Raw genomic sequence first — 14,355 nt, 5'->3', positions numbered from 1 at the left:
GCGCGGTGCGAGGATCGGCGCCGGTGCGCCTGGCAGAGGAGGGATCGTGGGCACATCCACCGCATCTGCGGACCGGATCGAGGAACAGCGCGGCGACATCACCTACATCCGCACCGACGAGAAGTTGCCGCCGGTCGCGATCATCGACCGCTCCCCGATCACCACCAGGCACAAGATCATCTTCGGGATCATCGCGCTGCTGGGCGCGGTGGCGTGGGCGATCATCGCGTTCTTCCGCGGTGAGACGGTCAACGCGGTGTGGTTCGTCATCGCCGCGATCTGCACCTACATCGTCGGCTACCGGTTCTACGCCCGGCTGGTCGAACTCAAGATCGTCAAACCCCGCGACGACAACGCCACCCCCGCCGAACTCTTCGAGAACGGCACCGACTACATGCCCACCGACCGGCGGGTGTTGTTCGGCCACCACTTCGCCGCCATCGCCGGCGCCGGCCCGCTGGTCGGACCCGTTCTGGCGATGCAGATGGGTTATCTGCCCGGAACCATCTGGATCATCATCGGCGCGGTGCTCGCCGGCTGTGTGCAGGACTATCTGGTGCTGGTCATCTCGACCCGGCGGCGCGGCCGCTCGCTGGGTCAGATGGCGCGCGACGAACTCGGCGCCGTCGGCGGCGCGGCCGCCATCGTCGGGGTGCTGGTCATCATGACGATCCTGCTGGCGGTGCTGGCGCTGGTGGTGGTCCAGGCGCTGGCACAGAGCCCGTGGGGTGTCTTCTCCATCGCGATGACCATCCCGATCGCCCTGTTCATGGGCATGTATCTGCGCTACCTGCGGCCCGGGCGGGTGTCGGAGGTCTCCGCGATCGGTGTCGTGCTGCTGCTGCTGGCCGTGGTGTCCGGCGACTGGGTGGCCGACACCTCCTGGGGCGGTTCGTGGTTCGACCTGTCTCCGGTCACCCTGTCGTGGTGCATCATCCTCTACGGGTTGGCGGCGTCGGTGCTTCCGGTGTGGCTGCTGCTCGCACCGCGGGACTACCTGTCCACCTTCATGAAGGTCGGCACCATCGCACTGTTGGCGGTGGGCATCCTGCTGGCGCGTCCGGTGATGGAGGCGCCGGCGATCTCGACCTTCGCCACCCGCGGGGACGGCCCGGTGTTCGCCGGTTCACTGTTCCCGTTCCTGTTCATCACCATCGCCTGCGGGGCGCTGTCCGGCTTCCACTCGCTGATCGCCTCCGGCACCACGCCCAAGCTGCTGGAGAAGGAAAGCCAGATGCGGCTGATCGGGTACGGCGGCATGCTCACCGAGTCGTTCGTCGCGATCATGGCGCTGATCACCGCCGCGATCATCAACCCGCATCTGTACTTCGTGCTCAACGCGCCGGCGGCGCAGACCGGCGGAACCGCCGCCACCGCAGCCGAATACGTCAACAGGCTCGACCTGCGCGGCGCGCCGATCACCGCCGAACAGATCGACGAGGCCGCCAGGAGCATCGATGAGGAGTCGATTGTCTCGCGCACCGGCGGCGCCCCGACGTTGGCGTTCGGCATGTCGGAGGTGTTGAGCAAGGTCTTCGGCGGCGATGCGCTCAAGGCCTACTGGTACCACTTCGCGATCATGTTCGAGGCGCTGTTCATCCTGACGACGGTGGACGCCGGCACCCGGGTGGCCCGGTTCATGCTGTCCGACGGGCTGAGCAACCTCGGCGGGCCGCTGCGCAGGCTCAAGGATCCCAGCTGGCGGATCGGCGCCTGGGTGTGCAGCGTGATCGTCGTCGCGGCCTGGGGCGGCATCCTGCTGATGGGGGTGACCGACCCGCTCGGCGGGATCAACACGCTGTTCCCGCTGTTCGGTATCGCCAACCAGTTGCTGGCGGCCATCGCGCTGACCGTGGTGACGGTCGTGGTGATCAAGAAGGGTCACCTCAAGTGGGCCTGGATACCGGGGGTTCCGCTGCTGTGGGATCTGACCGTCACCCTCACCGCGTCCTGGCAGAAGATCTTCTCCGGCGATCCGAAGGTCGGCTACTGGACACAGCACTTCCAGTACCGCGAGGCCAAGGCCGCCGGCCAGACCGCGTTCGGCGCCGCGAAGACGCCCGGTGAGATCGACGACGTCATCCGCAACACGTTCATCCAGGGCAGCTTGTCGATCGTGTTCGCGCTGCTGGTGATCACGGTGGTGGCCGCCGGTGCGGTGATGGTGATACGCCATCTGCGCGGCGACGGCGTCCCGACCTCCGAGGACGAGCCGGTGCCGTCGCGGATCTTCGCCCCGTCTGGCCTGATCGCCACCGCCGCGGAGAAGGAGGTGCAGAAGCAGTGGGACGCCTTGGCCGCCTCCTCCGCGGGATCGGTTGGTACGTCGCCACGTTGATGGGCGACAACCACTATCACCGCTACGTCCGGCATCGGCTGCGCACCCATCCGGGGGAACCGGTGCTCACCGAACGGGAGTACTGGCGGATGCGGCACGCGGCCACCGATGCGAGCCCGAATCCGCGATGTTGCTGATGCCGCGCCGCCGCGGAGGCTAGCCTGAGAGCATTACGGTAAGCCTGTCTGCGGAGGGGGGTGTCGTCGTGCAGAAGGACGACATGATCTTGATCAGCGTGGATGATCACACGGTTGAGCCGCCGGATATGTTCCGCAATCATCTGCCGAGGAAGTATCTCGATGATGCGCCGCGGTTGGTGCACAACCCGGATGGTTCGGATACCTGGCAGTTTCGGGATGTGGTGATCCCGAATGTGGCGCTCAATGCGGTGGCGGGCCGGCCCAAGGAGGAGTACGGGCTGGAGCCGCAGGGGCTCGATGAGATCCGGCCGGGGTGTTGGCAGGTCGATGAGCGGGTCAAGGACATGAACGCCGGGGGGATTTTGGCGTCGATCTGTTTTCCGTCGTTTCCGGGGTTTGCGGGGCGGTTGTTCGTCACCGAGGACAGTGAGTTCTCGTTGGCGTTGGTGCGGGCGTACAACGATTGGCATATCGAGGAGTGGTGCGGGGCGTATCCGGGCCGGTTCATCCCGATGGCGTTGCCGGTGATCTGGGATCCGCAGTTGTGTGCCGATGAGATCCGCCGGGTCGCCGCCAAGGGGGTGCACGCGTTGACGTTCACCGAGAATCCGGCGGCGATGGGGTATCCGAGTTTTCACGATCTGGACTATTGGAAGCCGATGTGGGAGGCGTTGTGTGACACCGACATGGTGCTCAACGTGCACATCGGTTCGTCGGGCAAGTTGGCGATCACCGCCCCGGACGCGCCGATGGATGTGATGATCACCCTGCAGCCGATGAACATCGTGCAGGCCGCCGCCGATCTGTTGTGGTCGGCGCCGATCAAGAAGTATCCGGATCTGAAGATCGCGCTCAGTGAGGGCGGCACCGGCTGGATCCCGTATTTTCTGGAACGGGTGGACCGCACCTATGACATGCATTCGACCTGGACCCATCAGGACTTCGGCGGCAAACTGCCCAGCGAGGTGTTCCGGGAGCACTTCTTGACCTGTTTCATCTCCGATCCGGTCGGGGTGCAACTACGCCACCGCATCGGCATCGACAACATCTGCTGGGAAGCCGACTACCCGCACTCGGACTCGATGTGGCCCGGCGCGCCGGAGGAACTGTGGGAGGTGCTGACCGGAGCCTGTCAAGATTTCTGTGTATGCGGGTGGTCAGAGGTAGGGGTTGATGCGGTCGGGGTAGGCGGCCGCGAGCTGGGCGAGGGCTTGTTTCCAGTTGGTGGTGACTTGTCCTTCGACGAGGCGGCCTGAGGCCCTCCGTTGCCCGGCGGGCTTGCCCTTCTCGGCGGCGCGTTCGCGGGCCCTTCGGTCTTCGATGTTGCAGATCGCCAGCCACAGCAGCTTGACGGCCGATTCGGTGCTCGGGAAGTGGCCGCGGTTCTTGGTGACCTTGCGCAGCTGGAAATTCAGCGACTCGATCGAGTTCGTCGTGTAGATGACCCGCCTCAGCATGGGCGGGAACTGCAGGAACGGCGTGAATCGCTCCCACGCCGCGGTCCAGGTCGCCACGGTCTGCGGGTACTTGGCGCCCCAGGCCGAGGCCTCGAACTCGGCCAGCGCCGCCAGGGCGGTCTCCTCGTTCGGGGCGGTGTAGATCTTCTTCAGCTCGGCGGCGACCTTCTTGCGATCGCCGTAGGACACGAACCGCATCGAGGCCCGGATCAGGTGCACTACGCAGGTCTGGACCATCGAGTCGGGCCAGGTCGCCTCGATCGCCTCCGGAAGGCCGGCCAGGCCGTCGCAGCACACGATGAGTACGTCCCGGACGCCGCGATTGGCCAGGTCTGCGCACACGTGGGCCCAGAAGGAGGCGCCCTCGGTGTCTTGGACCCAGATCCCCAGCACGTGCTTGATGCCCTCGAGGTCGACGCCGACGGCGATGTAGGCCGAGCGGCCCACGACCCGGTGGTCTTGGCGGACTTTGATGCGGATGGCATCGAGGTAGATGACCGGGTAGAACTCCTCCAGCGGCCGGTTCTGCCACTGCAGCACGGCGTCGGCCACGGCGTCGGTGATCGCCGAGATCGTGCCCGCCGACAGCTCCACGCCGATCGTCGTGGCCAGATGGTGCTCGATCTCGCGGACGGTCATGCCGCCGGCGTAGAGGCTGATGATCATGTCGTCCAGCCCGTCCAGACGGCGCTGGCCCTTGCGGATCAACCTCGGGGTGAACGTGCCGGCCCGATCCCGGGGGACGTCGATGGTGAACGAGCCGACCTCGGACTCGATGGTCTTCGAGGTGGTGCCGTTGCGGGCATTCGGGCGCTTAGCCGGCGCCGGCTCGCCCTTCTCATAGCCCAGATGGCCGGTCAGTTCCGCCTGCAGGCCCCGCTCCAGGGTCGTCTTCAACAGCGCCGGCAACAGCCCGTCCGAGCCGGTGATCTCGACCTCGCCGGAGTCGATCTTGGCGAACAACTCGTCCAGCGCACCGCTGGCCTGGAGCTGCGCGACGAGCTCGTTACCCGTCGTCGAGGAAGTGCCCTTTTCATCGGTCATCGTCATCTCTTGCTGCGTGTCCTTTCAGCACGGCTTACACAGAAAACTAAACACGCCCCCGGTCGGGGTGCAACTACGCCACCGCATCGGCATCGACAACATCTGCTGGGAAGCCGACTACCCGCACTCGGACTCGATGTGGCCCGGCGCGCCGGAGGAACTGTGGGAGGTGCTGACCGCCAACAACGTCCCCGACGACGAGATCAACAAGATCACCCACGAAAACGCCATGCGCTGGTACTCCTTCGACCCCTTCACCCACATCCCCCGCGACAAAGCCACCGTCGGAGCCCTACGCAAAGCCGCCGAAGGCCACGACGTCTCCATCCGCGCACTCAGCAAGCACACCGGCAACCGCGGCGACGCACTGCACGCCGCGGCCAGCGCCAACAGCTGACCCCGCGCACGAGGGTCAGCGGAGTTCGTAGCGGATCGGCAGGTGCTTCGGCCCGCCGACGAAGGTGGTCGCGACGAATTCGGCCGGGCCGGCCGGTTCGACCGACTTCAGCCGCGGCAGCAGCTCGGTGAAGAAGCTGTTGACCTCCATGCGAGCCAGCGCCGCGCCGAGGCAGAAGTGCACGCCGTAGCCGAATGAGATGTGTTTGTTGGGATCCCGGCCGACGTCGAAGCCGAACGGGTCGTCGAACACCTCCTCGTCGCGGTTGCCCGACACGTACGACAGCAGCACCGACTCCCCCGCCTTGATCGGGACGTCCCGCACCGTGGTGTCCCGCTGCGCGGTCCGCATGAACGCCTTGACCGGGGTGACCCAGCGGATCATCTCCTCGACCGCCAGCGGCATCAACTCCGGATCGGCGAGCAGCCGCTCATGCTGATCCGGATGCTCGAGCAGGGCGAGCAGCCCGCCGGAGATCGTCGCGCTGGTGGTGTCGTGCCCGGCGGCGGCCACGATCGCGTAGTAGGACATGGTGTCGATGTCGGACAGCGGTTCTCCGTCGATCTTCGCATTGGCGATCGCCGACGCGAGATCCTCGGTGGGGTTCTCCCGGCGCGACGCGGTGAGTTTGGTGAAATACTCGAACATCTCGAGCAGTGCGGTCATCTGATCTTCCTGGCTGGCGCCCCGCTTGAACTCCTCGTCGTCGCTGCCGAAAAGCTCCTGGGTCAGCTTGAGCATCAACGGGAAATCGGCCTCGGGCACGCCGAGCAGCGACATGATCACGTACAGCGGATAGTTGACCGCCACCTCCTGCACGAAGTCGCACTCCGGCCCCAGCTCGAGCATCTTGTCGACGTGGATTCTCGCCAGCTCGTCAACCCGGATCTTCAAAGCACGCATCGCCTTCGGCCGGAACCAGTCGGCGCCGATCGCCCGCAGATCGCGATGCTCGGGGTCGTCGAGGTGGATCAGCGTGCGGATGCCCACCCCGGCCTGCAGCTCGTCGGCCTCGGCGGTGATCAGCACCGGACGCGGTGAATTGGTGAACAGTTCGTTGTCCCGTTCGATCGCCATGATGTCGGCGTGTTTGGTGATCGCCCAGAACGGCCGGTAGCCGTCCACCTCGACCCAGGACACCGGCGCGTGCGCGCGCAGGTGGGTCAGAGCGGCATGCAGCGCCCGTTCATCGGTGTACGCCTTGGGGGTGGCGAAGACCCGGGCGGCCTCGTCGATGATCGGTGTGCTCATGGGTGGCGGCTCCTCTCGGTGGAGACTGGGCTGGTCGTGGGGGACGGGGCGGCGCGCAGCTCGTGCAGGACGGCGGTGACGGCGGTCTCGGGTACGCCGGCCGGGAATGCGGGCAGCACCCGGTCGATCACCCCGGCGCAGCGTTCCCGCAGCCGCCCGGCCAGCTCGTCGAGCGGCGCGACGACGGCGAACGCCGCCAGCACGTCGTCGTCGATGCGCTCGCCCATGGCGTCCCACTCCCCGCGTCTGGACAGCGCGTGCAGCTCGGTGTGCAGATCACCCCACCCGTGCAGGTCCAGCACGCTGCGGTAGGCCGGTGTGGACGCGTAGAACGCCAGCTGTCTACGGGTCGCGACGGCGTTGGCGCGCAACTCGGTCTCGGTCGTCCCGGTCACCACGAACACCGGGCAGGACACCTCGAAGTCACCGCGTCGCCGTCCGGCGCGGTTCATCCCGTCCAGCAGCGCCGGGAGGGTCACCTCGTCCAGATAGCGCCGGGTGGTGAAAGCGTGCGCGAGCAGCCCGTCGGCCACCTCCCCGCACATCCGGGTCATCTCCGGTCCCACCGCGGCCAGGAAGATCCTCGGGTCGCCGTGCGGCTGCGGCTCCGGCACGAACATCGGCGTCATCAGCGTGTGCGAGTAGAAATCTCCGTGGAACGACAACCGGGTGCCGTCGCGCCAGCAGGACCAGATCTCCCGCAGCGCCGTGACGAACTCCCGCATCCGGCGCACCGGATGGCTCCACGGCATCGAGAACCGCCTCTCGACGTGCGGCCGGATCTGGGTGCCGAGCCCCAGGACGAACCGGCCCCGCGAGTAAGCCTGCAGATCCCAACCGATGTTGGCCACCGTCATGGGATTCCGGGCGAACGCGACCGCGATGCTGGTCCCGATCTCCAGCCGCGTGGTGTGCTCGGCCGCCAGCAACAGTGGTAGGAACGGATCGTGGTTGATCTCACCGGTCCAGCACCCGTCGTAACCCTGCCGTTCCAGCGTTCGCGCGACGTCGGGCACCCGGTCGAGTTGACTGGGGATACCCCTGTCGATCTTCAGGCCCGACACCGCGCCGCCACCCATGGGCGATGACGCTACAGTAAGCAATTCAGTAAGGTCAACGACCCCGAGTGAGGCACGGCGTATGACGGACGCACAGGACTGGAAAGAGACGCTCGAGGACCTGGCCTGCCGCCGTGAGCGGGCGTACGGCATGGGCGGCCCGGAGCGGCTCGCCAAACACCACGCCACGGGCAAGCTGGACGCCCGCGCCCGCATCGACCGGCTGCTCGACCCGGGCAGTTTCCACGAGCTGGGCACGCTGGTGGGCGGTGACATCGCGGCCGACGGCCTGGTCGCCGGGGCCGGCCGGATCGACGGCGCCCCGGTGATGGTGGGCGCCGAGGACTTCACCACGCTGGCCGGCAGCATCGGCCCGGGCGGCAACGCCAAACGGTACCGGCTGGCCGAACTGGCGCTGCGCAACAAGGTTCCGCTGATCATGCTGCTGGAGGGCGCCGGTTTCCGGCCCAGCGGCGAGCACTACGGACGCACCCCGACCGACCTGATCGCCCAGGCCCGGTGCTCCGGCAAGGTGCCGACGGTGTCGGCGGTGCTCGGCCCGTCCGCCGGGCACGGCGCGCTGGTGGCGCCGGTGTGCGACTTCACCATCATGAGCACCCAGGGTGCGATCTTCACCGCCGGCCCGCCCGTGGTGAAAGAGTCCACCGGCGAGGAGGTTTCGAAGGAGGATCTGGGCGGCCCCGAGGTCGCGCTGGCCAGCGGGGTGATCCACAACCACGCCGAGGACGACGAGGCGGTCATCGACGACATCCGCCGCTACCTGTCCTACTTCCCGTCGTCGGCATGGTCGTATCCGCCGACCCGGCTGGCCGACGACACCGCCGAACCGCGGCCAACCCCCGAGCTGCTCGACATCGTGTCCCGGGACAACCGGCACGCCTACGACATGCGCGCGGTGCTCGACGTGGTGTTCGACCGGCCGGACTGGTTCGAGGTGCAGCCCCGGTTCGGGCCGGCGATCATCTGCGCGCTGGCCCATCTCGGCGGATATCCGGTGGCGGTGGTCGCCAATCAGCCGCAGGTGATGGCCGGATCGATCGACGCCGACGCCGCCGACAAGGCCGCGCATTTCATCAGCGTGGCCGACTCGTTCCACCTGCCGATCGTGTTCCTGGCCGACAATCCCGGCATGTTGCCGGGCAGCGCGTCCGAGCGGGCCGGGGTGCTGCGCAGCGGGGCCCGGATGTTCGCCGCGCAGACCGCGGCGACGACGTTGAAGCTGCACCTCACGCTGCGCAAGGCGTTCGGCTTCGGGTCGATGGCGATGTCGCTGTTGGGTTTCGACAATCAGGTGGCGACGTTCGCCTATCCGGGCGCGACCATGGGCGCGATGAGCGCCGCCGCGCTGAGCCGGGCCACCAAGGCCGGTGAGGACTACACCGAGGTGCTCAAGCAGATGGAGCTTGAGGCGAGTTACCGGTCGGCCGGACACCTCGGCTTCGACGAGCTCATCTCACCGGTCGAGACCCGCAACCGGCTGCTGGCGGCGCTGCAGCACGGCATCTTCAGCCGTCAGGAGATGGCCGAACCGGTGGCCCGCACCGTCATCACCCCCTGACCGTTGCGATTTCGGCGTGCTGACGGTCGCTGAGCGATCGTCAGCACGCCGAAATCACCCGACGACGGCGCGGTATTCGGCGACGATCGGCTCGAGTTCGTCGGGGGTGGCGCCGTGCATGATCACCGCGTCGGCGCCGTAGTCGAACTCCTTGCGGATCCGTTCGACGCATTGGCGCGCCGATCCGGTCGCGGCGGGTTCCAGCCATTCATCGGGGATCAGCGTGGCGATGTGCTCGATCTGCTCGGGTGTGGCCTTGTGGTCGATGCCGCCCGGAATCGACTGCACCACCGGGTCGTCGCGGAACTTCCGCAGCACCGCCGGATCCCAGCCGTTGGTCTCGACCAGCAGATCGCCGTAGCCCTGCAGATAGGTGGCCAGCCGCGCGACGGTCTTCTTCAGCCGCAGTTCCTCCGGCAGGTGGTCACCGACGGTGGCGAAGCACGACCACACCCGCACCTCGGCCGGATCGCGGCCGGCCTGTTCGGCGGCGTCCTTGACGGTCTTGACCGCGCGCTGCAGTGTCTCCGGGGTGAAATAGGTGTGCAGGATGACGTCGTCGAACATCCGGCCGCCCAGCGCCAGCGTCTGCGGGCCGAACGCGACGATGGCCAGCCGGATGTCCTCGTTGAAATCCGGGTCGAGGAACAGCACTTGATACCTGCCGATCGGCCCGTCGTGGTCGAAGATCACCTCTCCGCGCCACAGCCGGCGCATCACCTGCGCGAAGTCCTCCATCTGCGCGGTGGTCACCGGGGGGATCCCGAACGCGGCGTACATCGCGGCCACGCCGCGGCCGATGCCGAGGGTGAACCGGCCGCCGGACAGCCGGTGCATGGTGGTCGCCCAGGATCCGGTGATCAGCGGGTGGCGGGTGTTGTGGTTGGTGGCGGCGGTGGCGATCTGCATCCGTTCGGTGACCGCGCACGCGGCACCCACCAGCGAGGACGCCTCCTTGACGTTCCACCGCTCGGAGATGAACGCGGTGCCGAAGCCCAGCTCCTCACCGCGGCGGGCCTCGTCCATCAGGGTGGCCGGACCCTCCCCGCCGGCGCCCGCCAGCAGGTAGTAGCCCAGCTCGTCGAGCGGTCGGTTCATGTCCAGACTCCTTGCTTGTACCCGCGATGTGAGACTTCGGTGATCCTGCCATCGACCATCCGCAAGGTCGACTCCCTCGTGGCGGATGACGGTGTCACCCAACAGGTCGTCGGCGGGGGAACCGTCATCGCAGGATGAATCCCTTGTATCCGGCGGCCGCGATCTCGTCACAGCGGCGGCGGTATTCCGGAATGCCCCCGGTGTAGCCCATGTACATCCGTTTCTTACCGGGCACGTTGGCGCCGTTGTACCAGGAGTTGCAACGGGGGTGGACCAGCACGGTTCCGGCCACCAGGGACGCCGCATGCTCGACCCAGTCCTGCTGCGCCGTGGCCGTCGCCTCGATGCTGCGGTGGCCGTTGACCCGAAGATGCGCCAGACAGTCGGAGATCCATTCCACATGCTGTTCCATCGCGGCGATGAAGTTCGTTGCCGCCGAGGGGCTTCCCGGCCCCTGCACCAGGAACAGGTTCGGGAAGCCGGCCACCTGCAGGCCCAGGTAGGACACCGGTCCCTGATCGGCCCACACGTCGCGGAGCGCCGCGCCGTCGCGGCCGCGGACGTCGATTCGGGTCAGCGCGCCGGTCATCGCGTCGAAACCGGTGGCGTAGACGATCACGTCGAGGTCGTAGTGCCGCCGTTCGGTGCTGATGCCGGTCGCGTCGACGGTGCGGATCGGCTCGGCCCGCAGATCGACCAGGGTGACGTTGTCGCGGTTGAACGTTTCGTAGTAGCCCTGGTCGATGATCGGCCGTTTGCAGCCGAACGGGTGGCTGGGCACCAGGGCCGCGGCGGTGGCCGGGTCCCGCACGATGCGGGCGATCACCTCGCCGTACAGTTCGGTCGCCATCCGGTTGGCCTCGATGTCGAAGAACACGTCGCCCCAGCTGACCGCGCCGGCCACCCCGTGTTTCCTCGATCGCGCGCAGCCGCTCCTCCCGGCCGGCCGATTTCAGGGGTGGTCTGCTGAGCATGTCGAGCATCACCGAGAACGCGCTCAGCCGGGCGGCGCCGACGGGGTGTTCACGCTGGGCGGCGCGGATCTCGCCGTACCTCCGCTTCAGTTCGTCCAGCTCGCCCGGTCGCAGCGCGCGCACCGGCCACGGCAGCGTGTAGGCCGGTGAGCGTTGGAACACGTGCAGATGACCGGCCTCGCGGGCGACCACCGGGATCAGCTGGACGCCGGTGGACCCGGTGCCGATGACACCGACGCGTTTTCCGGTGAGGTCGACCCCGTCCCGGGGCCAGTCGGCGGTGTGCAGCGACGGTCCGGCGAAGGTGTCGCGGTCGGGGATGTCGGGCTGGAGCGGCACCGACAGGATTCCGGACGCGGCGACGACGTAGGACGCCGTGAACCGCTCGCCGGCCCGGGTCCGCACCTCCCACCGGTCGGTCCGCTCGTCGAAGGTCATCGCCACGACCTCGGTGCCGAACGCGATGTCGCGGCGCAGGTCGAACCGGTCGGCGACGAAGTTGAGGTAGGCCTCGATCTCGGGCTGGGCGGGCATGGTCTCGGTCCACACCCACTCCTGCTGGATCTCCTCGGAGAAGCTGTAGGAGGACTCGATGCTCTCGATGTCGCAGCGGGCTCCCGGGTAGCGGTTGTAATACCATGTGCCGCCGACGTTCTCGGCCTTCTCACACGCACGGACCCGGAACCCGAGCTCGCGTAGCCGGTGCAGGGCGTACAACCCGGAGAACCCCGCACCGATGACGATCGCATCGTAGACGTCGGCCACGCTGCACCTCCTCCCCGTTACCGTGCAGGTTACGGTAAGCAAAACGGTAATGTCGCGGTCTCCGATGACCGGTTCGGTGGGCCCAGCGGCGAGCCGTCACCGGCCGGCCGCGGCCCGGTGTCGACGCCGGCGTTCGACGAAGAACTGCGCGGCGCGCCGGATCGCCTCGGGCGCCGGAGCGGGCTGCCAGCCGAGTTCGGTGGTGGCCTTGGAGTGGTCCAGCGGCGAGGTCAGGTGCAGCAGACGCACCGAGTTGAGGTTGAGACGGTGGTCGCGGCCGCGCACCCGGCCGACAACTGTTGCGCCGGCGCCGAATCCGTAGATCAGCGGCAGCGGCACCCCGAACCGTGGCGGATCCACCCCGACGGCGCCGGCGGCGATGTCGAACACCGCCCGCTGGGTGAGGTAGCGCTCGGAGACGATGTACCGCTCGCCGATGCGGCCGTGTTCGCCGGCCAGCAGCATCGCCTCGGCGGCGTCCTCGATGCCGACCACCTCCGCGCCGACGCCGCGGATGTAGAACGACATCTTGCCGGTCGCCACGGCGGCCACCAGGGCGCCGTGCGGGGTGGGCACCCAGTCGCCGGGCCCGTAGGTGTTCGACACACACATCGCCACGGCGGGCACCCGGCCGGTGCGGGCGTAGTCCAGGGTCAGCTCCTCGGCCTGCCGGCGGGATGCGATGTAGGGACCGCCCTTGCCCGCCCAGTTGAACGGGGTGTCCTCGGTGGCCGGCCGGCCGGATGTGCCGACCGCGATGGTGCCGATGGTGCTGGTGAAGACGAACCGGTGCAGATCGGCTTCGGCGGCGATGTCGAGCACCCGCCGCAGACCGTCGACGTTGGTGCGGAACAGGGGGGCGGGATCGCTCCGCCAGGCCCGGGTGTCGACGACGCAGTAGTAGACGACATCGCGGTCGGCCATCGCGGCGCGCACCACCTCGTCGTCGAAGATGTCGCCGTAGCGGCGGTCCACATCGAGATCATCGATGCCCCGCGTGCGACTGGTCTCCCGCAGCAGGACCCGCACGTCGTCGCCACGCTGGACGAGCCTGCGGGTGACGTGCGACCCGAGGAAACCGCTCGCCCCCATCACCAGTGCCCTACGGCCGCTCATCCGCATTCCTCCGGCCTCCGACGTCATCGACTGCCACCATCCCGCTGAAATCTATACTGTAATACGTTTAGTATGGGCTCGAAGCGCTGATTCGCTGCTGAGGAGGGCACCGGGGTGAAGGTACCGTTCACATGGAAGGTCACCGGCTGGTTCATGATCGGCTGGGCGCCGGAGTTCCCGGTCGGCGAGGTCCGGCCGCTGCGCTACTTCGGTGAGGATCTCGTCGCCTACCGCGACGAATCCGGCGCCTTGCACGTCATGGAGGCACACTGCAAACACCTCGGCGCCCATATCGGCCACGGCGGCACGGTGATCGGAGACTGTGTGGAGTGCCCCTTCCACGGCTGGCGCTGGGGCCCGGACGGCCGCAACACCCACATCCCCTATCAGCCGGACCGCCCCAACAAGGCGCTCACGCTGCGCGTGTACCCGGTGCTCGAGCAGTACGACTGCGTGTTCATCTGGCATCACCCCCACGGTAAGGAACCGCAGTGGGAGATGCCCGACATCTTCCGGTCGTTCCCCCAGTTCGACACCGACCCGCAGCGTTACTACCGGCCGTATCCGGAGTTCTCCCGGTTCGCCGGGAACGAACCGGTGCACCCGCAGATCGTCGCCGAGAACGGCCCGGACAGCGCACATTTCAGGTACGTGCACCGCGCCACGGTGACGCCGCGGATGCTGGAGTGGAAGATCGTCGACCAGCAGTGGCAGTTCCTGACCGGCTGGCCGGCCGAGAGCAGCGACGATCCGGACAAGATGGCACTGCGCATCCACAGCCACATGTTCGGGCTGGGCGGTGCGATCAGCGCCTTCGAGGGCGCCTCGAACCATCGGCTGATCTTCGCGGTGACCCCGGTCGACGACGAATACTCCAACATGTTCTATTCGATCTGGTGGCCCCGCAATCCCGGGGACCCGTCCGACGTGCCGCCCGATGACGTGCGGGCCCGCGTCGAGAAGCAGTACCTGGTGACCGTGTGGGACGATCTGGAGATCTGGCGCTACCAGAAGTACGTCGAGAACCCGGCCTTGTCCAGAGTCGATGCGAAACCCTATATGGCGCTGCGTAAATGGGCCCAGCAGTTCTACGAGGTCGCACCAACCGGGGCGCCGGCCGGGCTGCCGTGAGCCGGGC

The 14,355-nt window shown here is 67.5% G+C and carries 10 protein-coding genes and 2 pseudogenes; 6 read left to right on the top strand and 6 right to left on the bottom strand.

Translation table 11 applies throughout. The features are described from left to right. Nucleotides 1-46 precede the first annotated feature (46 nt). From CKW28_RS07265 to CKW28_RS07255, 3 genes are all read left to right on the top strand, one after another. Nucleotides 47-2,338 (top strand): carbon starvation CstA family protein, encoded by a 2,292-nt coding sequence (locus tag CKW28_RS07265; RefSeq protein WP_003924902.1) that lies wholly within the window; start codon nucleotides 47-49, stop codon nucleotides 2,336-2,338. Continuing rightward, nucleotides 2,338-2,475 (top strand): CstA-like transporter-associated (seleno)protein, encoded by a 138-nt coding sequence (locus tag CKW28_RS07260; RefSeq protein ID WP_003924901.1) that lies wholly within the window; start codon nucleotides 2,338-2,340, stop codon nucleotides 2,473-2,475. The genes CKW28_RS07265 and CKW28_RS07260 overlap by 1 nt, the downstream gene beginning before the upstream one ends. 68 nt (nucleotides 2,476-2,543) lie before the next feature. Next, on the top strand, nucleotides 2,544-3,734 hold the full coding sequence (locus CKW28_RS07255) for an amidohydrolase family protein (protein ID WP_081475455.1): 1,191 nt from the start codon (nucleotides 2,544-2,546) through the stop codon (nucleotides 3,732-3,734). On the opposite strand, the gene CKW28_RS07250 is transcribed toward CKW28_RS07255, so the two are convergent. Next, complete coding sequence (locus tag CKW28_RS07250) at nucleotides 3,636-4,979, bottom strand: IS256 family transposase (RefSeq protein WP_003924898.1); 1,344 nt, start codon at nucleotides 4,977-4,979, stop codon at nucleotides 3,636-3,638. The genes CKW28_RS07255 and CKW28_RS07250 overlap by 99 nt on opposite strands. A 58-nt stretch (nucleotides 4,980-5,037) precedes the next feature. Between CKW28_RS07250 and CKW28_RS07245 the strand changes: the two are divergent. Beyond that, nucleotides 5,038-5,376: pseudogene (locus CKW28_RS07245) on the top strand (amidohydrolase family protein); the annotation flags it as partial. 15 nt (nucleotides 5,377-5,391) lie between these two features. On the opposite strand, the gene CKW28_RS07240 reads toward CKW28_RS07245, so the two are convergent. Together CKW28_RS07240 and CKW28_RS07235 are read right to left on the bottom strand one after the other, a co-directional pair. Beyond that, entirely contained in the window at nucleotides 5,392-6,627 is a 1,236-nt protein-coding gene (locus tag CKW28_RS07240) for a cytochrome P450 (protein ID WP_003927237.1), read from the bottom strand. Beyond that, complete coding sequence (locus tag CKW28_RS07235) at nucleotides 6,624-7,706, bottom strand: LLM class F420-dependent oxidoreductase (RefSeq protein WP_003927238.1); 1,083 nt, start codon at nucleotides 7,704-7,706, stop codon at nucleotides 6,624-6,626. Before CKW28_RS07235 ends, CKW28_RS07240 begins: the two co-directional genes overlap by 4 nt. Before the next feature lie 61 nt (nucleotides 7,707-7,767). Here CKW28_RS07235 and CKW28_RS07230 point away from each other — a divergent pair, with 61 nt between their 5' ends. Continuing rightward, a complete protein-coding gene (locus CKW28_RS07230; protein WP_003927239.1) occupies nucleotides 7,768-9,264 on the top strand; it encodes an acyl-CoA carboxylase subunit beta in 1,497 nt (498 codons plus the stop codon). Between the two features lie 54 nt (nucleotides 9,265-9,318). Here CKW28_RS07230 and CKW28_RS07225 read toward each other — a convergent pair whose 3' ends face one another. From CKW28_RS07225 to CKW28_RS07215, 3 genes and pseudogenes are all read right to left on the bottom strand, one after another. After that, a complete protein-coding gene (locus tag CKW28_RS07225; RefSeq protein WP_003927240.1) occupies nucleotides 9,319-10,362 on the bottom strand; it encodes a TIGR03857 family LLM class F420-dependent oxidoreductase in 1,044 nt (347 codons plus the stop codon). 124 nt (nucleotides 10,363-10,486) lie between these two features. Further along, nucleotides 10,487-12,101, bottom strand: a pseudogene (locus tag CKW28_RS07220) (flavin-containing monooxygenase). A 96-nt stretch (nucleotides 12,102-12,197) separates the two neighbouring features. Continuing rightward, nucleotides 12,198-13,217, bottom strand: coding sequence for an NAD-dependent epimerase/dehydratase family protein (locus CKW28_RS07215; RefSeq protein ID WP_040548016.1), 1,020 nt, complete (start codon nucleotides 13,215-13,217; stop codon nucleotides 12,198-12,200). A gap of 114 nt (nucleotides 13,218-13,331) precedes the next feature. On the opposite strand from CKW28_RS07215, the gene CKW28_RS07210 reads away from it, so the two are divergent. After that, nucleotides 13,332-14,348, top strand: coding sequence for an aromatic ring-hydroxylating oxygenase subunit alpha (locus CKW28_RS07210; RefSeq protein ID WP_003927242.1), 1,017 nt, complete (start codon nucleotides 13,332-13,334; stop codon nucleotides 14,346-14,348). The last annotated feature ends 7 nt before the right edge of the window (nucleotides 14,349-14,355 follow it).

This window comes from Mycolicibacterium thermoresistibile, from assembly GCF_900187065.1.
Lineage (GTDB): Bacteria > Actinomycetota > Actinomycetes > Mycobacteriales > Mycobacteriaceae > Mycobacterium > Mycobacterium thermoresistibile.
The sequence above is the reverse complement of the archived record's forward strand: the minus strand, read 5'-3'. Positions and strand labels throughout refer to the sequence as shown.

Bases quoted from the DNA above. Each gene is read 5' to 3' on its own strand.
- CKW28_RS07235 (WP_003927238.1), bottom strand. From the start codon at position 7,706: ATGGGTGGCGGCGCGGTGTCGGGCCTGAAGATCGACAGGGGTATCCCC.
- CKW28_RS07250 (WP_003924898.1), bottom strand. From the start codon at position 4,979: ATGACCGATGAAAAGGGCACTTCCTCGACGACGGGTAACGAGCTCGTC.
- CKW28_RS07240 (WP_003927237.1), bottom strand. From the start codon at position 6,627: ATGAGCACACCGATCATCGACGAGGCCGCCCGGGTCTTCGCCACCCCC.
- CKW28_RS07225 (WP_003927240.1), bottom strand. From the start codon at position 10,362: ATGAACCGACCGCTCGACGAGCTGGGCTACTACCTGCTGGCGGGCGCC.
- CKW28_RS07230 (WP_003927239.1), top strand. From the start codon at position 7,768: ATGACGGACGCACAGGACTGGAAAGAGACGCTCGAGGACCTGGCCTGC.
- CKW28_RS07260 (WP_003924901.1), top strand. From the start codon at position 2,338: ATGGGCGACAACCACTATCACCGCTACGTCCGGCATCGGCTGCGCACC.
- CKW28_RS07215 (WP_040548016.1), bottom strand. From the start codon at position 13,217: ATGAGCGGCCGTAGGGCACTGGTGATGGGGGCGAGCGGTTTCCTCGGG.